The organism is Cryobacterium psychrotolerans, from assembly GCF_900101115.1.
GTDB classification, from domain to species: Bacteria; Actinomycetota; Actinomycetes; order Actinomycetales; family Microbacteriaceae; genus Cryobacterium; species Cryobacterium psychrotolerans.
In genome coordinates this window covers 59989-80780 of sequence record NZ_FNFU01000007.1, presented here as the reverse complement: position 1 = coordinate 80780, position 20792 = coordinate 59989, and the positions used below count along the sequence as shown (strand labels likewise).

At 70.9% G+C, this 20792-nt stretch carries 16 protein-coding genes; 8 read left to right on the top strand and 8 right to left on the bottom strand.

Annotation, left to right across the window (positions count from 1 at the left end; translation table 11 throughout):
• Positions 1–25 precede the first annotated feature (25 nt).
• Together BLQ39_RS08000 and BLQ39_RS07995 are read right to left on the bottom strand one after the other, a co-directional pair.
• Positions 26–994, bottom strand: coding sequence for a glycosyltransferase family protein (locus BLQ39_RS08000; RefSeq protein WP_092323109.1), 969 nt, complete (start codon positions 992–994; stop codon positions 26–28).
• Positions 991–2793 (bottom strand): ABC transporter ATP-binding protein, encoded by a 1803-nt coding sequence (locus BLQ39_RS07995; protein ID WP_092323108.1) that lies wholly within the window; start codon positions 2791–2793, stop codon positions 991–993. The genes BLQ39_RS08000 and BLQ39_RS07995 overlap by 4 nt, the downstream gene beginning before the upstream one ends.
• A 131-nt stretch (positions 2794–2924) precedes the next feature.
• Here BLQ39_RS07995 and BLQ39_RS07990 point away from each other — a divergent pair, with 131 nt between their 5' ends.
• A complete protein-coding gene (locus tag BLQ39_RS07990) occupies positions 2925–4175 on the top strand; it encodes a glycosyltransferase (protein WP_092323106.1) in 1251 nt (416 codons plus the stop codon).
• A gap of 37 nt (positions 4176–4212) precedes the next feature.
• Positions 4213–5274: a non-hydrolyzing UDP-N-acetylglucosamine 2-epimerase gene (wecB, locus tag BLQ39_RS07985; RefSeq protein ID WP_092323105.1), complete on the top strand. Its 1062-nt coding sequence runs from the start codon at positions 4213–4215 to the stop codon at positions 5272–5274.
• 363 nt (positions 5275–5637) lie between these two features.
• Here the strand turns inward: wecB and BLQ39_RS07980 are convergent, their stop codons facing one another.
• From BLQ39_RS07980 to BLQ39_RS07965, 4 genes are all read right to left on the bottom strand, one after another.
• Positions 5638–7551, bottom strand: coding sequence for a glycosyltransferase (locus tag BLQ39_RS07980; protein WP_092323103.1), 1914 nt, complete (start codon positions 7549–7551; stop codon positions 5638–5640).
• 119 nt (positions 7552–7670) lie between these two features.
• Entirely contained in the window at positions 7671–8888 is a 1218-nt protein-coding gene (locus BLQ39_RS07975) for a lipopolysaccharide biosynthesis protein (RefSeq protein WP_092323101.1), read from the bottom strand.
• 1 nt (position 8889) lies between these two features.
• Positions 8890–10191 (bottom strand): O-antigen ligase family protein, encoded by a 1302-nt coding sequence (locus BLQ39_RS07970; RefSeq protein ID WP_092323100.1) that lies wholly within the window; start codon positions 10189–10191, stop codon positions 8890–8892.
• Positions 10192–10210: 19 nt separating this feature from the next.
• Positions 10211–11515, bottom strand: a complete 1305-nt coding sequence (locus BLQ39_RS07965) for an O-antigen ligase family protein (RefSeq protein ID WP_092323098.1) — start codon at positions 11513–11515, stop codon at positions 10211–10213.
• 93 nt (positions 11516–11608) lie between these two features.
• Between BLQ39_RS07965 and manA the strand changes: the two genes are divergently transcribed.
• Complete coding sequence (manA, locus tag BLQ39_RS07960; RefSeq protein ID WP_092323096.1) at positions 11609–12889, top strand: mannose-6-phosphate isomerase, class I; 1281 nt, start codon at positions 11609–11611, stop codon at positions 12887–12889.
• A 104-nt stretch (positions 12890–12993) separates the two neighbouring features.
• Here manA and BLQ39_RS07955 read toward each other — a convergent pair whose 3' ends face one another.
• Positions 12994–13914 (bottom strand): GlxA family transcriptional regulator, encoded by a 921-nt coding sequence (locus BLQ39_RS07955; RefSeq protein ID WP_092323095.1) that lies wholly within the window; start codon positions 13912–13914, stop codon positions 12994–12996.
• A gap of 80 nt (positions 13915–13994) precedes the next feature.
• On the opposite strand from BLQ39_RS07955, the gene galE reads away from it, so the two are divergent.
• The 4 genes from galE to BLQ39_RS07935 all read left to right on the top strand — a co-directional run bounded on the left by galE (position 13995) and on the right by BLQ39_RS07935 (position 20054).
• The gene (gene galE, locus BLQ39_RS07950; RefSeq protein ID WP_092323093.1) at positions 13995–14969 is read left to right on the top strand and encodes a UDP-glucose 4-epimerase GalE; all 975 of its coding nucleotides are present in this window, start codon (positions 13995–13997) and stop codon (positions 14967–14969) included.
• 145 nt (positions 14970–15114) lie between these two features.
• Positions 15115–15432, top strand: coding sequence for a WhiB family transcriptional regulator (locus BLQ39_RS07945; protein WP_092323092.1), 318 nt, complete (start codon positions 15115–15117; stop codon positions 15430–15432).
• Between the two features lie 97 nt (positions 15433–15529).
• Positions 15530–18619, top strand: a complete 3090-nt coding sequence (locus BLQ39_RS07940; RefSeq protein WP_092323090.1) for a glycosyltransferase family 2 protein — start codon at positions 15530–15532, stop codon at positions 18617–18619.
• On the top strand, positions 18609–20054 hold the full coding sequence (locus BLQ39_RS07935) for a DUF5719 family protein (protein WP_092323089.1): 1446 nt from the start codon (positions 18609–18611) through the stop codon (positions 20052–20054). Before BLQ39_RS07940 ends, BLQ39_RS07935 begins: the two co-directional genes overlap by 11 nt.
• Positions 20055–20078: 24 nt before the next feature.
• Here BLQ39_RS07935 and BLQ39_RS07930 read toward each other — a convergent pair whose 3' ends face one another.
• On the bottom strand, positions 20079–20528 hold the full coding sequence (locus BLQ39_RS07930) for a metallopeptidase family protein (RefSeq protein ID WP_092323087.1): 450 nt from the start codon (positions 20526–20528) through the stop codon (positions 20079–20081).
• A 45-nt stretch (positions 20529–20573) separates the two neighbouring features.
• On the opposite strand from BLQ39_RS07930, the gene BLQ39_RS07925 reads away from it, so the two are divergent.
• On the top strand, positions 20574–20789 hold the full coding sequence (locus BLQ39_RS07925; RefSeq protein ID WP_092323086.1) for a DUF3499 family protein: 216 nt from the start codon (positions 20574–20576) through the stop codon (positions 20787–20789).
• The last annotated feature ends 3 nt before the right edge of the window (positions 20790–20792 follow it).

The following is a 20792-nucleotide window of genomic DNA, read 5'->3' as shown; positions in this document are numbered from 1 at the left end:
TGCACCTGGTCGCCCGCCGATCGGGTCACAGCGGCAGGCCGCGGTACATGTCCGCCAGCCGGGCGGCGAGCATCGAAGCGTCGTGGGTGCCCAGCATCCAGGCCGGCCCGCCGAGGGCCCGCGAGGCATCCTGGGGTTGTTCGAGCGCGGCCAGGGCCGCGGTAACGAGCTCCACGGAGGTTTCCGCCGTGATCACGGGGGTGGTGGTGTCGTAGGCCGGGTGCAGCGGCATGACGACGGGCACCCCGATGCCGATGGCCTCGAGTTCGCTGGTGGCCACGACGCCCGCGGCCTGGCCGGCGACCACATGCGCGCCGGCAAGCCAGCGGAGGTACTCGGGCTTGGGCATCCGGGGCATGATTTCCACCCCGGCCTCGCGCGCGGCGCCGGCGGAGTCTCCCCAGTCCAGCCCCTGCACGCGAACGGCGCCGCCCGCCCGCGCGACGAGGCCGCGGGCGATGTCGAGCTGGAAGTCGGCGTTCTTGGAGCCGTCCCAGCGGGAGGCGAACACGATTGTCGGTGTTTCGGCCGGACGCCAGGCGGGCAGCGCCGGCACGTCAACCGGGATCGGGAAGTAGACGGCATCCGCGCGCGCCTGGATGGCGTGTTCCCTGAGGTCCGGCGTCGAGTAGAGCACGGCCTGCGCGGTGGCGGAGGCGCTCAGCATCACGTCGTGCGCGTAGGGCTGGTGGAAATGGTGACGGATGTCGGTGCCGTGGAAGTGCAGCACGTACGGCCGACGAGGCCACAGCTGCAGGTACGAGGTGCGCCTGCCGTAGTGCAGGTGGATCAGGTCGGAGGGGAGCAGGTCGATGATCCGGCCCGCATGCCAGGCCAGGGCGCCGGCGTACTTGCGCACGGGGTTCGAATCGTGGCTCAGGTCGCGCACGTTGCGGTAGCGCCAGTCGAGACCCGCCTCGCGGCCCTTCGCCGCGAGCAGCTTGCCGACGTCGGCCGCATCGAAGAGGTGGGTGACCGTCAGGTCCTTCTTCACGACTGGGCCTCCGGGGAGAGTCCGGCCAGGGCGGCCTGCGCGGCGAAGTCGGGAACGGCGTTGACGACTTCCTGGAAGGTGCCGCTGGCCTCGAGCCGGCCGTCCTTGAAGAAGAAGACGATGTCGGCGTGCCGGATCGTCGCCAGCCGGTGGGCGACGGTGATCACGGTGAGGTGCCCGACGAGGGCCTTGATCGCCTGGGTGACGGCGGCCTCGGTCGCGGTGTCGAGGGCGCTGGTGGCCTCATCCATGACCAGCACGCCGGGGTCGGGGTAGAGGGCCCTGGCGATGCCGAGCCGCTGCCGCTGGCCGCCGGAGAGGGCCATGCCGCGCTCGCCGATGGGGGCTTCGACTCCGCCCTCCCTGGCGTCGACCATGGAACTGAGCTGGGCGCGGTCCAGGGCGGTCACCACGCGCGCGGGCTCGACGTGCGCCGGGTCCCAGCTGAGGGCCACGTTCTGGGCGATCGACGCGTCGAAGAGGGCAACCTCCTGCGGCACGTAGCCGATTGAGGCGCGCCAGGCGTTGAGCACCGAGGTGAGCGGCTGCTGACCGACCGTGATGGTGCCCGACGTCGGGATCAACAGGCCGAGCAGGATGTCGACCAGCGTCGACTTTCCCGCGCCGGAGGCGCCGACGATGGCGACATGGGATCCGGCCGGGATGTTCATGCTCACCCGGTCCAGTGCGGGGGAATCCGCATCGGGGAAGCTGAAGCTCACCTCGTTCAGCGTGATGTCGCGCTCCGACGCCGGGGGGAGGACGGCGGTGTCGTCCGGGGTGATCTCGATCTTGCGCTGTTCCGCCTTGGCGATCTCGTCCAGCACCAGTTCGGCGAACGACGCGTTCGAGTGCATCTGGGACAGGATCGCCTGGAACCGGGTGAGCGAGGGGACGATGCGGAAACCGGCAACGGCGAACAGGGCGATCGCGCTGACCGCGCCGGTCTGGCCGCCGGTGATCCAGCCCATGCCGCCGACGAGGATGAAGCCGACGATCAGTGCCGATTCGAGGATGTAACGCGGGACCACGCTCAGGAAGGACAGGGTGGCACGCGACCGCGAGGCCTCCAGCCGGTTGCCGTGGACGGCCTGGCCGATGCCGGCCGTGGCGCCGCGGAGCGTGATCTCCTTGAGCGTCGCGACCGCTTCGGTGATCAGGCGGGAGGTGTAGAACGAGTACTCGCGGTTGCGCCGTCCGTGCAGCACGGCCTTCCGGGTGATCACCCGGGAGAGGAACAGGGCGATCAGGCCGAGGTAGACGATCGTGAGCGCGGCCGTCGACGGCTGGGCGATGGTCAGCACCAGCAGCACCGCGGCCGTGGACACGATCTCGCCGGCCAGGCTGCTCGCCGGGATGAGCACACCGTAGACGGTCGTGTTGACCCCGGCGTCGACCGAACGCACGATGTCGGCCGAGTTCATCCGGAGCCGCTCGACCCACGGCGTGCTCATGTACGCGGCGAACAGCTTGTCGCCGATGGCGACCTCGTGGTTCGCGAAGCGCCGAGTGCCGATCCGCACGACGAGCATGTTCAGCAGGGACTTCAGCACGATGGCGCCGGCGATGATCGCGAGGATGACCGTGTACTGGCCGACCTCCGAGATGGTGACGCCGAGCACCGGGATCGTCGTGGGCTCGTTCGAGATCATCCCGGGGAGCACGACGGCGAGGAGGCCGAGGGAGACGATGTCGAGCACCGAGAGGGCCATCGTCGCGCCGGTGTACCGCACGAGGAAGCGTTTCGAACCGGCGGGAAGCGCATTGAGCAGGTTTCGGACAATTGTGTACAAGGTCATTGCGGGGGCGGTCCTCCCTGGACTTGCGGCAGTGAGCGCTGGACTTGCGGCAGTGAGCGCATCCGACTCATCCTAGTTTGCTCAGCGGGAATGACCGTCTTCCGGTTTGCCGATGCTGCTAGCTTCAAGGTGTGCCGAAACCCCTGACCAACGCCGTGCGCCGGGTGCTGCAGGGCATCTGGCGCTCGCGGCACTCCTGGCCGGACCGGCTCAACGCGGTCGCGGACGGTCTCCTGTCCCGGGCGCCGGATCGGGTGCTCCGGGGGCTCGACCGGGCCGTCCTGGGCGGCGGCGCCCGCATCCCCGGCCCGGCGCAGGCACCCGACACGGACATCCGCTTGTACGTTGCCCCGGCCAATTTCGCCGGCCAGGGCGGCCAGTGGGCCCGCGCGGTCTCCCGGCATGTGCCCGGCGCCGGGGCGGTGAGCATGGGCTTCCAGGGCGCCGGCGCGTTCGGCTTCCGGGCCGACTACCCGGTCGACAAAGACGTGTACCTGTACTCCGGATCCTGGCAGCGGCGCCAGCTCCGGGCGGTCAGCCGGGGCTTCACCCACGTGCTGATCGAGGCCGAGCGCCCGCTGTTCGGCACCTTCCTCGGCTCGGTCGAGCGCGAGGTGGCGGCCCTGGCACGGAGCGGGGTCCGGGCCGCCTTCGTCTGCCACGGAACCGACATCCGGCTGCCCAGCCGCCACGCCCGGACGAATCCGTTCTCTCCCTACCGCGACGGCCTGCTCGCGCAGACGCCCGAGCTGGAACGGCGCGCCCGGGAGAACCGGCGGGTGCTCGACCGGTGCGGGCTCCCCGTCTTCGTCTCCACTCCCGACCTCCTGCTCGATGTCGCGCAGGGCCTCTGGCTCCCGGTCGTCGTCGACCTCGAGCGGTGGAAGCGCTCCAATCCGGCACTGACGGGCCCGCGCCCGGTTGTCGTCCACATTCCGAGCAAGGCGATCATCAAGGGCACCGACCTCGTCGACCCGATTCTGACGGCGCTGCATGACGACGGCCTGATCGACTACCGCCGGGTCGAGGGCGTCCCCTCGGGAGACATGCCCGAACTGTACGGTTCGGCGGACATCGTGGTCGACCAGTTCCGGATCGGCAGCTATGGGGTGGCGGCGTGCGAGGCGCTGGCATCCGGGCGGCTCGTGGTCTCGGATGTCTCGGAGCAGGTGCGCGCGGAGGTGGAGGCGGCCACGGGCCTGGCCCTGCCGATCGTCCAGGCGACCGCCGCCGAACTGGCCGAGGCCATCCGCCGGGTCGTGGCCGATCCCGGCCACTACCGGCAGGTCGCCGAGGCGGGTCCCCGCTTCGTCGGCGAGGTGCACGACGGCCGCTATTCCGCGCGCATCCTGGCCGCCCACTTCCTCTCGACGGGCGCCTGAAGACGCCGCTCAGGCACGCTCGCCTAGGATTGCCCGTGTGAAGTTACTGAGTGTCGTAGGTGCCAGACCGCAATTCGTCAAGCTTGCCCCGATCGCCCGGGCGGCGGCAGAGGCCGGGGTGGAGCACATCATCGTGCACACCGGTCAGCACTACGACCCGCTGCTCTCCGATGTCTTCTTCGAGGAACTCAGCATCCCCGCGCCGACCGTGCACCTCGGCGTCGGCTCCGGCAGCCACGGCGTGCAGACCGGAGCGATGCTCGGTGCCCTCGACGCCGTGCTCACCGAGCACAACCCCGACTGGGTCCTCGTCTACGGGGACACGAACTCCACCGTCGCCGCCGCGCTGAGCGCCGTGAAGCTGCACTACAAGGTCGCGCACCTGGAGGCCGGGCTGCGTTCCTTCAACCGGCGGATGCCGGAGGAACACAACCGGGTGCTCACCGACCACGCCGCCGACCTGCTGCTCCCGCCCACCGAGGTGGCGCTCGCGCACCTCACCGCGGAGGGGCTCGCCGACCGCTCCATCGTCGTCGGAGACGTCATGGCCGACGTGCTCTACCAGGTTCGCGACGCCGCCGCGGGCGGGCCCTCCCAGCTGCTCGAGTCCCTCTCCCTCGAGCACGGCGGCTTCTACCTCGCGACGCTCCACCGGGCCGACAACACGGATGACCCCGCCCGCCTGGCCGAGATCGTCGACAGCCTGTCCTCCCTCGACCGCCCGGTCGTGCTGCTCGCCCACCCGCGCCTGATCGCCAAGGCGGCGGAGTTCGGCATCGACCTGGCCACGGGCACGCTCATCCCGCATCAGCCGCTCGGCTACTCGGAACTCATTGCGGCCGTCATGGCCAGCGCGGGCGTGGTGACCGACTCGGGCGGCCTGCAGAAGGAAGCGTTCCTGCTGCGCGTGCCGTGCACGACCGTGCGCACGGAGACCGAGTGGGTCGAGACGATCGACCTCGGCTGGAACGTGCTGGCAACCTCGCGCGAGCAGATCGCCGCCGGGGTCACCCGGCCCTGGCCGGCCGCCACGGATGCCGCGCCCTACGGCGACGGCCACGCCGCCACCCGTGTGATCGCCGCGCTCCTCCAGCACTAGCCCCCCGCCCCCGCCCCCCGCCCCCGCCCCCGCGCGGCGCGAGCCGTGCACCCCAGCGCCGAGGCTCGCCGTTTCTGCCGAGAGTCGCCGGTGCAGCGGGGACTCTCGGCACAATCGGCGACTCTCGCGGCGGGCGACCGCGGCGGCGGCGGCCGGTGGGACCGGCCTGTGCGCCGACCTTGACTGTTCCGGTCGAGTTGCCCTGGTGTGCCGGGCAAGCTCGACCGCACCTGTCAATCTCGGCGAAGGTTGCGCCGAGACTCGCCGTTTCTGCCCAGTGTCGCCGTTGCAGCGGGGACTCTCGGCACAATCGGCGACTCTCGCGGCCGGCGAGCGGGCCGGCGAATCTCGCGAGCGGGCGGCTCAGCGGCCGAGCGTCTTGTCCCACTCCTTGACCGAGGTGATCTCGGGCAGCGCGTCCCGGTACTGGCGGGCGAGTTCGGGCCAGCGGCGACCGATCTCCCGGTGCAGGCGCCAGCTCTCGCGCAGCATCCGCCGGAACTGGCGGCGGTCCCGGGAATACCAGGTCTTCCCGGCGCCGTCGGCGGTCGAGACGAGCGCGCTGTCGAAATACGGCAGCCGGAACCAGACGCCGTCGCGCTTGGACAGCTCCACCTGCGGGCGCTCGACATTGGCCGCGGCCGGTTTGACCAGCCAGTGCCGGGCCACCATCTGCGCGGTGAAGAGGATCAGCGCCAGTCCGCGAGGTCCCCTGGCCTGCTGGGTGCCGGCCGGGATCGGGTACACCCGTTTGCCTTCATTGGTCACGGGGGTTTCGGCATCCGATTTCAGCACGCGCTTCTCGCGGAAGTCCGCGGCCTGGGCCCGGAGCTCGGCGAGCTTGGTCGGCAGCGTCGCGTGCATGTGCGCGGGGCCGCTCAGCACGTCGCGCAGGGCCTGCTGGCGCAGGGCAACCGGGTAGTACTGCATCGACAGCAGGTGCTTGATGTCCCAGATGCGGCTGTCGCGCAGGAGATCCCCGCCGCCCTTGAACGGCGAGTGCAGCAGCGCGGCCACGAACCGGTTGCGGGCGTGGAAATACGCCTGCCAGTCGATGGAGTCGTCCTTGTCCAGCCAGGACACATGCCAGAGCGCGGCGCCGGGCAGGCTGACGGTCGCGAATCCGGCCGCTCCGGCGCGGAGGCAGTACTCCGCGTCGTCCCACTTGATGAAGGCGGGGAGGGACAGGCCGACGGACCGGAGTGCCTCGGTCGGGATGAGGCAGAACCACCAGCCGTTGTAGTCCGCGTCCATCCGGGCATGCATCCAGCGGGTCTGGCGCAGGTTGCTGAACCGGAAGTCGTGGGGAACCTTGTCGTGCGGTTCGGAGTGCCAGACGAACGGCTTGAGGTCGACGGTCTCGGCGAAGGCGTGCAGCACCGGGCGGTCGAGCAGGTCGAACATGTGCCCGCCGACGAGTACGGGGCGCCGGCTGAACCGGCCGAATTGCAGCGCGCGGAAGATGCTTTCGGGCTCGACCTTGACGTCGTCGTCAAGCAGCAGCACGAAGTCGCTCTCTGGTCGGTCGAGTGTTTCCGCCATTGAGCGGGCGAAGCCCCCCGAGCCGCCAAGGTTGGGCTGCTCGATGACCTGGAGCTGGTCGCCGAGCCTGGCCGCGACGGCCGGGTAGGCGCCCTGCGCCTTGACCTTGTCGTTGCCCTGGTCGACGAGAAAGACCCGGTCGATCTCGCCCAGCAGCGCGCCGCTGCCGGCGAGGGCGTCCAGCGTTTCGACGCAGTAGTCGGGCTTGTTGAAGGTGGTGATCCCGAGGCAGACCTTGCCCGTCCGGGCGGGCTCGTCGGGGGTGGCCCAGCTGCCGCCGCGGAGCACGAGAGGCTCGGTCCCGGCGACGATGTCGAACCAGTACCAGCCGCCGTCGCCGAAGGTGACGACGGGGAGGTCGACGCTGGTGCTCATCGTTCCGGCCAGGGCGTGCGACTCGACGCGCTGGGCGATGCCGTGCGCGGTCGAGCGGTAGATCATCAGCGTCCCGGCGCCCTCCGTCTGCAGGTTCAGGCGGATCGAGCGCACCGTGGTCCAGTGCTGCCAGTAAGACGCGGGGAACGCGTTGAAGTAGCTGGCGAAGGAGACGCGCGCGGTGGCGCCGATCCGGATGCTCTCCCTCGAGATCAGGTCATCGATGTGCGCGTTGTCGCTCACCCGGGTCTCGGTGTCGCCGAATCGGGCCCAGGTGTCGGCGTCAAGATACAGCGACAGCACATCCGGGTCGTTCTCCAGCGGGAAAACCACGTTCTGAATCGTTGTCCAGTCAGTCAATCGTTCGTACTCCGTTCAGCTGCGCCGGACGTCACGTCCACCTACGACCCTACCGTCCGGCGCCGGGATGCCTCCTGCCCGCGACTGCGGGCGCCGCCCGCGCCTGCCCCGCCGCCCGATCAGGCGCGGGGGACACGCAGGAACGGACGCAGCACGACGAGTTGCACGGCCAGGACGCTCACTTCCGCGGCGGCGAGCCCGAACGCGAGCCCGGAGACCCCGAACCAGAGCGTCAACGGAATCATCAGCGCGCTTCCCACGACCGCGCCGACAATCGTGCTGACGGCCAGCGCCTTGGTCAGCCCGAAGGCGTTCATGCAGGCGAATCCGGTCAGCTGGGAGGCCAGAAGGGCGCCGAGGTTGATCCCCATCGCCAGCGCCAGGCTGAACGGGATCGTCAGGGTCCCGCCCGAGAGGATGGAGCCGGCCCAGGGGCCGAGCAGCGTGTAGCCCAGCGCGCCGACCCCGCCCAGCAGCAGCGCGATCCAGAGCACCCTCCGGGCCCGGAAGACCTGGACGTCCAGGCTGCGGGAGGGGACGTAACCCTGCGCCACCTGCACGATCGGCCGCGTCGAGTACAGCGCGAGCCGCACGATCCGCTCGGCGAGGGCGTAGGCGGCGGTCGCCTGTGGGATGAAAATGCCGACCAGGATGACCGGAACGTTCACGTACAGCGACGACGTGACGGACATCGTGACGGATGCCGAGTGCCCGCGCAGGTTACCCACGGCGGGCCGGGGCGAGAGGAAGAGCGTCCAGCCGGGGTACCGACGCAGGATGTCCCGGGTGGTGACCACCGTCGCGACGACGACGCCGAGACCCTGCAAGGCGACGAACCACAGCGGATTCCCGGTCGCCATCAGGATCAGCGCGCCGAGAACCGTCCCCACGTTGCGGGGGAGCGTGTCGAGCAGCAGGAAGCGGATGGGGCTGGACTCCCCGACGTAGAACCAGCCGCCGCCGAGGGCGGCCAGCACGCCGGTGGCGACCGTGACGGCCGCGAGCATCCCGTCGCCGCGCGAGAGCGGAATCGCAATCACGATCGCCACCGGCAGGATCGGCACGCAGAGCCAGATGCGGCTCATCAGCGAATCGAGGTAGAAGCGCCCGCGCTCCCCGTCGTCCAGCGTGGCCACCGTGGTCGGACCGGTGACACCCCAGCCGAACACGGCGATGACGAACGCGAACCCCGCCACGGCCTGCGCGACGGCGATCGTCGCCCAGGCGTCCTTCCCGGCGAAGATGATCACGGCCGGGATGACGGCGATGCTGATCACACCGCTCAGCAGGACCGAGATGCCGTAGCCGCCGGTGAACCTCAGCAGACGACGATTCACGCTAGTCCTCGAACCGCCGCGGATGCCGCGCCAGGGCGCTCCGCCAGCTCATGCCCTGCGATGCCTTCATCGCGCAGACGACGAGGAGCAGCCAGCCGAACTCGACCAGGATGGTGCTTTCCGCGGCCGACGCGACCAGCAGGGCGACGAGGGTCAGCGCCGGCCAGACGTGCACGAAGGTGCGCTTGTTCGAGGCGAGCAGCCAGGAACGCACGAAGGCGAGCCCGACCAGGGCGACGAAGGCGAGGAAGCCGACCAGGCCGGCCTGGAAATAGACGTCGAGGAACGCGTTGAGACCGGATGACTGGTCGCGGCCGGTGACGAAGTCGAGCCAGCCGTACGGGGTGACGTTGTTCGGCCAGTACCCGGCCCAGCCCCAGCCTTCGAGGGGATGCAGGGCGATCAGGCGCCACATTTCGCGCCACAGCGTGTAGCGCACCTCGAATTCGCTGCCGGCGTTGAGCAGTTCGATGAGCCGGCCGCGGGCAATCCACGCGCCGATCAGGGCGATCACGGTCGCGCCCAGGAGGCCGAGCTGCAGCATCCATCGTCCTTCGGCAGGCGTGCGCCGCAGCCAGTACAGGGCGAGGGCAGCGACGCCGACGAACAGGGCGACGAGCATGATCACCGGGGAACCGGCGAGAAGGATGCACAGCCCGGCCAGCACGAGCGACCCGATCGCCGGGCCCCGGCGCAGCGACCGCGACCGAAGTTCGACCGCGAAGGTGATGAACGCGAGGAGCGCGACCAGCCCGAGCACGTTCCGCGAACCGAAGATGCCCTGGATCGGCCCCAACCGGGCCAGGTTCCCCTGGATTCCGAGGAAGGCGATCGGCAGGTCGAGCAGCAGGCCGGAGACCACCTCGAGTGCGAGGGAGACCCCCAGCAGCACGCGGAGCACGTCGCCGGTGGCGCGCACAATCTGAATGGTGTCCCGGGCCAGGGCGATGTACACGGCCAGGAACGCGAAGGTCAGTTGGTAGCCGACCCCGGTGAGGGTGGCCACGGTGTAGCCGCTCCAGACCAGGGTGAGGGTGGACCAGCCCAGGAAGACGAGGATCGAGATCGGCAGCAGCCCGTGCCATTCGATGCTCGCGCGGCGGGCGGAGAGCGAGAACGCGGCCAGGGCCACGAGGCCGACCAGCACGGCGGCGAGCCCCGCCCAGCCCATCACGCTCTTCAGAAGCGAGATCGAGAAGGCCACGCCCAGTGCCACGTGGGTGAGCGAGGTCGCGAACCGGGGCGAAGCGAGGATGCGTGCCAGAGCCGACGGGACGGCGGAATTGTGCGCACGGGGGATCATGACGATTCCACGCTACCGTCTACGGCATCGGTGCGGCGGAGGCCTGCTGACGTTTCGTCATCAGGGCAAGCACGCAGAGGATGACCCAGCCGAATTCGACGAGCATCCGGCTCTCGGCCACGCTCTGGGCCAGCAGTGCGGCCAGCAGCAGCAGCGGCAGCAGCGCGGACGCCGTGTAGGGGGACTTGTCGGCCAGGCCATGGCGCGGGCGGTCGACCGCGAGGAACCAGGACCGCCAGAGCGTGGACAGCACGAGCGCGGAGAACACGATGAGACCGATGATGCCCAGCTGCAGCCAGACGTCGAGCCACGCGTTGTGCGCCTGCAGGTAGACGACTCCCTTCCGCACGGCGAGCCCGTCGAAGGGCTCCACCCACGGCGCCCAGTAGCTCACCCAGCCCCAGCCCTGCACCGGGCGCTGGGCGGCCAGCCCGGTCACGCTCGCCCAGATGTCGAATCGGCCGGTCAGGTCGGAGCTCTTGCCGAACAGGCCGAGAAGCTGCGGGGTGAACGCGATCAGGGCCCCCGCGGCGGCGAGAACGGATGCCCCGGCCGTCAGGTAGACCGGCCGGCGTCCGTCGGCGCCCGCCCGGCGCGCCCACAGGGCGAACACCAGGGTCAGACCCACCGCGGCGGCGGCCAGGGTGACGGTCGCCGAACGGGTGAGTACGAGCATCAGCACGGCGAGGGACAGCCAGGCGATCCCCCAGCCGCGCCGCACCGTGCCGGCGGCCAGCTGCACCGCGAAGACGATGACGGCGAGGAGGGCGAGGAAGCCGAGCAGGTTTCGGCTGGCCACGATGCCTTCGATCGGTCCGCCCTGAAGCAGCAGGCCGCGGGACCAGTAGAACGCCTGCGGCACCGTGTCGGTGCCGTAGTCGACCCAGAACGGCAGCACCGCGTGGCGCACGAATATTCCGACCCAGAGCTCGAAAAGCAGGGAGAGGCCCAGCACCCAGCGCAGGGCGACCGAGAACGCGCGCAGGAGTTCGGCCCAGGTCAGCGCCAGCGCCAGGAAGACCGCGGGCAGCGTGGTCGCCCACTGCAGGGCGATGCCGATCGCGCTCGCTCCGGGATAGAAGGACCAGGCCAGCGAGAGGGTCGCGAGCCCGAGGAAGGCGACCAGGGATTTCGGGAAGGCGCGCCACATCCAGTCGGGCCTCAGCCTGACCAGGCCGACGATGCTGCCGACGAGGAGCACCAGCGCGATCGCGCCCCACCCCCACCAGTCGAGCAGGTTGCGCCAGAACTGTCCGGCGACAAGCGTGAACAGCACGAACGTCGCAAAGGTGCGGACGACGAAACGGCTGCGGACGGGGGGCATGTGACTAAGGGTAGTGGCGCCGGCTCAGGCGGATGCGGCCTCGCCGCGGCATGCTTGCTAGTTTGGGTCGACGGAGCCAGGCAGGAGCCAGCCATGTTTGTGGGCATTTCCAACACACCGCGGGATTACGCATGGGGTTCACCGACCGCCATTGCGACCCTGCTCGGGCGTGAGCGCTCCGGCAAGCCGGAGGCAGAGTTGTGGCTCGGCGCGCACGCCGGCTCGCCGTCGACCATTGTCGACCCGGGCGTCGCGGGCGGGGCAACGAACCTGGCCGAGTGGATAGCCGCGTCACCGGAGCGGGCGCTCGGCGCCCGGCTGGCGGGTTCCTCCGCACCGCCACGGCTGCCGTTCCTGATGAAGATCCTGGCGGCCGGCAGCCCCCTCTCCCTGCAGGCGCACCCCTCGCCTGAGCAAGCCCGCGCCGGGTTCGCCCTGGAGAACGAGGCCGGCATCCCGGTCGACGCGGCCGGCCGGAACTACCGCGACCCGTTCCACAAGCCCGAACTCATCTACGCGCTCAGCGAGACCTTCGATGCGCTCTGCGGATTCCGCGACCTGGGCGAAATCCGGCGGATCCTGGCGGAGCTCCGAGCCCTGGACGCCGCGAGCGACGAGCCGCAGGCGGGAGCGCTCGACGCGTTCGAGAGCCGGCTCCTCGGGCCGGACGCGCTCCACGACGTCGTCGACTGGTTGCTGCGCGACGGGCGCGGCGGCGACACCGGCGAGGTCGCCTGGCTCGTCGAGCGCGTGGTCGCACTGGCCCGGCAGGCCGCGTACCTGGCCGAGGGCGGGGCCGTGATCGGCTTCGCGGCGGAACTCGCCACCGTGCGGGACCTGGCCGAGGCCTACCCCGGCGACCCGGGCATCGTGCTCTCCCTGCTGCTCAACCACGTGACCCTGCGCCGAGGCGAGGTGCTCTACCTGCCGGCCGGCAACATCCACGCCTATCTCTCCGGACTCGGGGTCGAGGTGATGGCCGCCTCGGACAACGTGCTCCGCGGGGGGCTGACTCCCAAGCACATCGACATCGACGAGCTGCTCGACGTGCTCGACTTCACCCCGCTCCCGGTGCCGTATCTGCCCCCGTCCGCCGATGGCCCCGGGGTGTCCGTGTACCGTCCCGACGTGCCGGACTTCCGGCTCGTGCGGGTTGACGCGGATGCCGCCGGCCCGGGCGATGTGCCCATGCGGCAGGTCACCCTGGCCGGGCCGGCGATCGCCATCTGCACGGCGGGCGGGTTCCTCGTGGCCGGCGCCGCGTCATCCGCACGCGTCAAGCGCGGCGACGCGGTCTTTGTCACCCCCGACGAGGGCACCATCACCTTCGCCGGCGCCGGCGAGGTCTTCCTCGCCACCACCAACACGCCCTAGTCCCTGGCCGGACGTCGCTGAGATGCGGACAAAGTACCTTCCCCGGCCGAACGAAGGTGCGTTGTCCGCAATTCAACTCTCGGCACGGGGCTGGAGCGCACGCGTCAGCCGGCGCGGCGGCTGCCGAAGGTGCGGCGGTAGGCCGTCGGGGTCGTCTGCAGCACCTCGAGGAAGTGGTGGCGCATGACGGCCGCCGCGCCGAAGCCGGTGTCGCCGGCGATGGCCTCCAGGCTCCACTCGGTCTCCTCGAGCAGTTGCTGGGCCCGGAGCAGCCGCTGGCGGTTGAGCCAGGCGGTCGGCGTCGTGCCGAGGTCCGCGCGGAAGCGGCGCGCAAAGGTGCGGGGCGACATCAATGACTTCCGCGCGAGCTGCTCCACCGTGAGTTCCCGGTCGAGGTTCTGCATCATCCACTCGGTGACGACGGCGAAGGAATCGCTCCGGCTCTCCACCACGGGCGACGCGATGAATTGCGACTGCCCGCCGTCGCGCTGGGGAGCGACGACCATGCGGCGCGCGATGATGTTCGCCGCGGCCGCGCCGAGTTCCTTGCGCACTATGTGCAGCGCGGCGTCGATCCCGGCGGCGGTGCCTGCCCCGGTCACGACCCGGCAGTTCTCGACGAACAGCACATCGGGGTCCACGTCGGTCTCCGGGTAGGCCCGGGCGAGGTCCGCCGCATACATCCAGTGCGTTGTGCTGCGTCGCCCGTTCAGGATGCCCGCCTCGGCGAGCACGAACGCCCCGCTGCAGACGCTGAGCACCCAGGCGCCGCGTGCCTCCGCATCCCGCACGACCCGCAGGATCTCCGGGTGGATCGGGGCGCCGGCCTCGTAGGCGGGGATCGCGATCAGGTCGGCGTCTGCGGCCGCGGAGAGATCCTCGTGTACCAGGATGTCGAAGCCGAGCTTGGTGCGGATCGGGCCCGGCTCCGCGGCGGTGACGTGGAAATCGAAGACCGGGCCGCCGTGCTCGCTCCGGTCGATTCCGAAGACCTCGCAGATGACCCCGAACTCGAACGGGGACATCCCCGGGGCAGTCCACGCCCTCCGGTTAGGCTGTCCCCGGTGGCAGCACGCGGTTGCCGCCGGAGCAGTGAGGGGCGCACATGGCTTGGTTAGTCACCGGGGGAGCCGGTTACATCGGCGCCCATGTTGTTCGCGCGTTCCTCGCCGAGGGCATCGAGGTCGTCGTGATCGACGACCTCTCCAGCGGCCATGCCGAGTTCGTCCCGGAGGGCGTGCCGTTCGTTCGCGGCAGCATCCTGGACGTCGAGCTCCTGCGCCGCACCTTCGCCGAACACGACCTGAGCGGCGTCGTGCACGTCGCCGGCTACAAGTACGCCGGTGTGTCCGTGCAGCGCCCCCTGCACACCTACGAGCAGAACGTCACCGCAACGGTGACCCTGCTGGCCGCCATGCAGGAGGCCGGGGTCGACCGGATCGTCTTCTCCTCCAGCGCCGCCGTCTACGGCACCCCGCGCACCGACCTCGTCACCGAGGACACTCCCAAGAACCCCGAATCGCCCTACGGGGAGTCCAAGCTCGTCGGCGAATGGCTGCTGCGCGACCAGGCGGTGGCGACCGGCCTCCGCCACACGTCCCTGCGCTACTTCAACGTTGTCGGTTCCGGCGCGACCGACTTGCGCGACACCAGCCCGCACAATCTCTTCCCCCTCGTCTTCGAGGCGCTCGCCGCCGGACGCACCCCGCGGATCTTCGGCGACGACTATGCGACGCCGGACGGAACCTGCGTGCGCGACTACATCCACGTGTCCGACCTGGCGGTCTCCCACGTTGCCGCGGCCGGTCGTCTGGATGCCGGTGAGCCGATCGAGCCCGTGTACAACCTCGGCAGCGGGGAGGGCGTCTCGGTCGGGGAAATCATGGCGACGGTGGCCGCCGTCACCGGAATCGACTTCGCGCCGGCGCATGAGCCGCGTCGTCCGGGAGACCCCGATCGCATCGTCGCGTCCGGCGAACTCGCGGCGCGGGACCTCTCCTGGAGCATGCGCCACAGCCTGGACGACATGGTGCGGAGCGCCTGGGAATCCCACCGGGCCGTCGCCGCCCCGAACGGGTGACATGTTTCCGATCCTTGGGCGAGTCGAAACCCTAGAGCCAATATCGAGGGTTTACTCTTTGCGACTTGACGTGGGGGGAACTACACCGATGTAATTAGTTCAAGACACGCAATGAATGCGCGTCGCACAAGGGGTGGGAGACGATATGTCAATATCTGGGTATCGTGCCGGGGTTCCTGAGGATTGGTTTGTCGATCCAGTCCGCTTGGGAGTGCCCGGAGTGCGCAAGGAAACGGGAGATGACAATCCCCTGGCGTGGCAGACGGATTCGCTCTGCGCCCAGACCGATCCGGAGGCGTTCTTCCCTGAGAAGGGCGGCTCGACCCGCGATGCGAAGAAGATCTGCGGATCCTGCGAGGTTCGCACGCAGTGCCTGCAGTACGCGCTCGCCAACGACGAGCGATTCGGGATTTGGGGCGGACTGTCGGAGCGCGAGCGCCGCAAACTGCGCAAGCGCGCCTGAACGCAGCGCGACTGAGGTCGCGGCGGCCGGTCGGATTTAGGGCGCGCCCCCCACGCTCCGGGGCGCGGGGCGCTCCCCGACCTAGGCTGTTCCCGATATGCAACCGCGAGTCACCGCCATCCTTGTCGCCCGTAACGGCGCGAATCACCTTGAGCGAACTCTCGAGGCCCTCGCCTCGCAGACCCGCCGGCCCGACGTCGTGGTCACGGTCGACTGCGGGTCGACGGATGCCACGGCGTCGCTTCTGGCCGCATTCGGCCCCACCCACTTCATCTCCGCCGAACACGACCTCACGTTCGGGCAGGCGATCGCCGCCGGTGTGAAGGTCACGGCCCCGCCGGAGTCCAGCCACGAAATGCTCTGGCTGCTCGCCCAGGACAGCGCCCCGGCGCCGGGCGCCCTGGAGGCGCTCCTCGGCGGGCTGGAGATCGCGCCATCCGTTGCCGTAGCCGGACCGAAGGTCATGGAATGGGACGCCGGAGACTACATCCACGATTTCGGCGAGTCGATGACGTCCTTCGGCGCCACCGTGACCCTGGTCGAGAGCGAACTCGACCAGGGACAGCGCGACGGCATGAGCGATGTGCTCGCCGTCGGCGCCGGCGGGATGCTCGTGCGGCACACCGTGTGGAACGAGCTCGGCGGCTTCGACCCGGCCCTCCCCGCCATCGACGACTCCCTCGACTTCTGCGTGCGGGTGCGGATGGCCGGCTACCGCGTCTCCGTCGTCGCCGCGGCCCGCGTCGCCTCCGCCGGTGACGGCGTCGCCGGCCCGGACGGATCCTCGCGGGGGCGCCCCCGCCGCAAACGCCTGCGGATGGAGCGTGCCGCCGGGCTGCACCGCCGCCTGGTCTACGCACCGGCCTGGGCCCTGCCGTTCCACTGGCTGTCGCTCGTTCCCCTCGCCTTCCTGCGCTCCATCTTCCAGCTGCTGCGGAAGGAGCCGGGCGCGATCCTGGGCGAGTTCTCGGCCGCGTTCGGTGCGGCAGTCCACGGGATGCGCGTGCTGCGCGCCCGCCGCCGGTTCGCCGCGACACGCAAGCTCGGCTGGGCCTCGATCGCCGGCCTGCGCGTGCCCACCGTCGAGGTGCGCCGCCGCCGGGCGCTCCGACGCGAGGCCAGCCTGACCGGCGTGCGCGGCGACCGGCCGGAGATCCGCTTCCTGGCGTCGGGCGGCGGCTGGACGGTGCTCGCGGCGGCGGTGGTGGGCATCACGGCCCTCGCTCCGGTGCTGGGCGCGCGCACGCTCACCGGCGGCGGCCTCCTGCCCCTGTCGAACACCCCTGCCGACCTCTGGGGCGCCACAGGCTACGGATGGCGCGACATCGGCCTCGGGTTCGTCGGCGCCGCCGACCCGTTCGCCGCCGTCCTCGCCATGCTCGGGTCGATCTTCTTCTGGGCGCCGTCCTTCGCCCTCGTCGCCCTGTACTTCCTCGCGCTTCCGCTCGCCGCCTTCGGCGCCTGGATGGCCGCATCGCGCCTGACCGAACGCGGATCGCTGCGCGCGGTCACGGCCGCACTCTGGGTTTTGTCACCCCCCTTCCTGACCGCACTGGCGGCCGGACGCCCCGCCGCCATCCTCGTGCACCTGCTCCTGCCGTGGCTCTTCTTCGCCGGTTACGCCGCGGCCCGCTCATGGTCGGCCTCGGCGTCGGCCGCCCTCCTCTTCGCGGCCGTCGTCGCCTGCGCTCCCTCCCTCGCTCCGGCACTGCTGATCGGCTGGATCGTGTCGGTCGCGGTGAGCGGACGCAGCGTCACGCGCTTCATCGGCATCCCGCTCCCCGCCCTCGCCCTGGCCGCGCCCCTGATCTGGGACCAGGGGCTCCGCGGCGCCTGGCTGTCGCTGCTCGCCGACCCCGGGGTCCCGCTCCCGAGCCACCCGGTATCCGGATGGCAGCTGGTCCTGGGCTTCCCCTCCGGCGAATTCGGCGGCTGGACCCCCCTCCTCGACACCCTCGGGATCCCCGGCGTCGACGCCGAGCTGCTCGTGCCGATCCTGCTCGCGCCGCTGGCCGTCCTGGCCGCGGTCTCGCTGTTCCTGCACGGGGCCAGGGCGGCCGGCTTCTCCGTGCTCACCGCCGTCCTCGGGCTGGCGACCGCCATCTGGGCCGGCCAGCTCTTCTTCGCTTCGCTCGGGGCGCAGCCGGTGGGCGTGTGGGCAGGGCCCGGGCTCAGCCTCTATTGGCTGGGTCTTGCCGGAGCCGTCCTCTGCGCCCTTCGCGGCCTGCGGATGTACGCCATCGCGCCGGCGGTGACGGCAGGCATCGCCCTGCTCATCGTGGTCGCACCGCTGGTGGGGTCGCTCTACCTCGGCTCGTCCGTCGTTTCCGCGGGCGGCGACCGCACCCAGCCCGCAATCGTCACCGCAGAGGCGCAGACGAACGCGCGTCAGGGCACGCTGCAGATCACCCCGCAGCCCGACGGCGGCATCCGGGCCACGGTGGTTCGCGGTGCCGGCGTCACCCTCGACAAGCAATCCACACTGTCGAGCACCGACCGGAGCCTGGACGCGCACGAGCGCGAACTGGCCGCGCTGGCCGGCAACCTCGTCTCCCGCAGCGGCCTGGACGCTTCGGCGGGCCTGAACGAATTCGGGATCCGCTTCGTGCTGCTGCGCCCGGCCGCGGTCACTCCGATCGGCACGGCGCGCGTCGCCCCGGTCACCCCGGTGGCCGCGGAGACGCTCACTCGAACGACGACGGCGCTCGACGGCAACGCAGCCCTGGCGCCGGTGGGCGACACGACCTTCGGCCGCCTGTGGCGGCACGACGCCCCGGCGGATGCCCTGGGCGACGTGGCGATTCCGGCGAACGCCGGGGGAGCGCTGGGCCTGATCGCCTTCCTCGTCGCGGCGGTGGTCATCGGAGCGACCGTGCTGCTGTCCATCCCCACCGGAGCGGGACCCGAGGCCGTCCGCCAGGCCAACCGCGACGCGATCCGGCGCACGGCGAGGGAGAAAACCAAGCAGAAGCGCCTCGCCAGGGCCAGGGCCAGGCCGGAGCGGGCGCCGAGGGCTGCGCGCGCCGGCAGATCCGTCCGCGGGGCAAAACCGGGCGCCCAAAGGGCTCGGGGCGGCGCCCCCACGCCGGCCGTAACACCCACGCCGGCCGAAACTCCAGATCCGGCCGTCACACCCACGCCGGCCGACGCCCCGACCCAGCAGCAGGAGGACGACCGTGACCGGTAATCGCGCAGTCCAAACGGGCTCCCGAATCGCCGCCGGCCTCCTCGGCCTCACCCTGGCCGTCAGCGCCGCGGGTGCAGCGGCGATCATCCCCTGGCCGACCGCGACCCGCACCCCGCCCTCCGCCCTGGTCGCGCCCATCCCGGCCGAGCAGCTGAGGGTGTGCCCCGGCCCGCTGCTGACCCTCGCCGAGGACTCGGGCCAGGCGCAGGCGGCGACATCCGTCGGCCGGGCGTCCGCCGTCTACGGGAGCACCTACGGGGCGAATGCGCCCACGGACATCGACGATGTCACCGAGCTCGCCGCCGCCGACAACCCGCGCAGCGAACGCGACGGCGGCCCCTTGCTCCTGCGCGTTCCCGCGCCCGAGGGCGCCACGGTGCCCTCGCTCGTGGCCGGAAGCCAGTCGCAGACCGCCCGGGGCGAATCCGTCGGCGGGTTTGCGGCCGCCGCCTGCGGCGAGGCCGGCGCCGACGCGTGGCTCGTGGGCGGATCGACCGACGTCGGGCGCACCAGCCTCGTGCTGCTGAGCAACCCGACCACCGTGGTCGCGAGCGTGGACCTGACCGTCATCGGCGAGACCGGCATCGTGGATGCGCCCGGCGCAAACGGAATCCTGGTGCAGCCCGGCGCGCAACGGATCGTCTCGCTGGCCGGCCTTGCCCCGAACCTCCAGTCGCCCGTCGTGCACGTCGAGGCACATGGCGGGCAGGTCGTCGCATCCCTCGAGCAGAGTCTCATCCAGGGAATCGAGCCGTCCGGCGTCGAACTGATCGCACCGTCGGCCGCCCCGTCCCTCACCCAGGTCATCTCCGGGCTGGTCGTCACGACGCAAGCGCCGCCGGCCGCGGAGACCGACGCCGACCACGTGTCCGACGAGATCCCCTCCGTGCGCATTCTCGCGCCCGGCGAGGAGTCGGCGCAGGTGGAGGTCGTCGTCATCGGCTCCGACGGGCCGGGCGCCCCGATCAAGGTCGACGTGCAGCCGGGCATCGTCGCCGAGATCCCGCTGCCGGGCCTGGCCGCCGGCAACTACGCCGTACGACTCGTTTCCGACCGGCCCGTCGTGATCGCCGCGCGCGCCTCGGCGGACGGCGCCGACGGCAAAGACTTCGCCTGGTTCGCGGCCTCGGCCCCGTTCCCCGGCGACTTCATGGTCAGCGTCGCGCGCGGCCCGGCACCCACCCTGCACCTGGTGAACACCGGCCAGGGCGAGGCCGAGGCGACGCTCACGGACGACACCGGCAAATCAACCACCCTCATGGTCGGCCCCGGCGCTACGGCGGCCCGGCGGCTGGCCGGCGGTGAGCGCTACGTGGTCTCCGGAGGCACATCGCTGGTGGCCTCGGTGAGCTATGCGGGAGCCGGGATGCTGTCCGGTTTCCCGCTCAACCCCTCCGGGCCGCTGGCGACACCGATCCGGGTCTACCCGCGCTGAGTCGCCGGCGCCGCAGCATCCGGGTCAGAGGTGGCGGAACCGGTCGGGCGCGAGGTCCCAGGGGTCCTTGCCGAGAAGCTCGGCGATGGCGCGGAACACGCAACTCTCGATCACCATCCGCTGGTGGAATTCGTCATTGCGGTGCAGCCGGGTCAGTCGCTGGATCGGCAGGCGGTAGAAGACGATGCGGCGCTCCGCGGCGTTCACCCACCAGCGCTCGACGCCGACCCCCGGGATGACGGAGCGCGGACCGGCGGCGACCTCGAAGACCACGTCGGCCAACTCGGGCCAGACGCCGCGCAGGTAGTCCACGGAGGAGGCGATGGTCATATCGAACAGGTCGATGCGCGTGCGCAGCGGGGGCAGGTACGGCCCGGTCGCGGAGCTGCGGATTCCGCGTCCGTGCCGGTCCCGGCCGCGCCCGCGAGCGGTGGGCGCCGGTGCCGGTTCTGCGGAACGGCGTGATCGGGGCATGTTGCCATCCTACTTCCGGCTCCGCCGGCGGTAGCCTGAAGCACTATGTCAAACCGGCCGTGTTCCCGAATCACCTGCGGCGATCCGGCCGTGGCCACGTTGACCTTCGTCTACGCCGACTCCATGGCCGTGCTCGGTCCCCTCTCGGCCGCGCACGAACCGCACGCCTATGACCTCTGCGAGCGGCACGCCGCCCGCACCTCCGCGCCAAAGGGCTGGCAGGTCGTGCGCCACCGCGTGATGGGGGACGCGGCGGGGTGAGGT

Coding starts and splice junctions, on each gene's coding strand:
- BLQ39_RS07995 (WP_092323108.1), bottom strand. CDS start 2,793: ATGACCTTGTACACAATTGTCCGAAACCTGCTCAATGCGCTTCCCGCC.
- BLQ39_RS07970 (WP_092323100.1), bottom strand. CDS start 10,191: ATGATCCCCCGTGCGCACAATTCCGCCGTCCCGTCGGCTCTGGCACGC.
- BLQ39_RS07965 (WP_092323098.1), bottom strand. CDS start 11,515: ATGCCCCCCGTCCGCAGCCGTTTCGTCGTCCGCACCTTTGCGACGTTC.
- manA (WP_092323096.1), top strand. CDS start 11,609: ATGTTTGTGGGCATTTCCAACACACCGCGGGATTACGCATGGGGTTCA.
- BLQ39_RS07955 (WP_092323095.1), bottom strand. CDS start 13,914: ATGTCCCCGTTCGAGTTCGGGGTCATCTGCGAGGTCTTCGGAATCGAC.
- galE (WP_092323093.1), top strand. CDS start 13,995: ATGGCTTGGTTAGTCACCGGGGGAGCCGGTTACATCGGCGCCCATGTT.
- BLQ39_RS07945 (WP_092323092.1), top strand. CDS start 15,115: ATGTCAATATCTGGGTATCGTGCCGGGGTTCCTGAGGATTGGTTTGTC.
- BLQ39_RS07940 (WP_092323090.1), top strand. CDS start 15,530: ATGCAACCGCGAGTCACCGCCATCCTTGTCGCCCGTAACGGCGCGAAT.
- BLQ39_RS07930 (WP_092323087.1), bottom strand. CDS start 20,528: ATGCCCCGATCACGCCGTTCCGCAGAACCGGCACCGGCGCCCACCGCT.
- BLQ39_RS07925 (WP_092323086.1), top strand. CDS start 20,574: ATGTCAAACCGGCCGTGTTCCCGAATCACCTGCGGCGATCCGGCCGTG.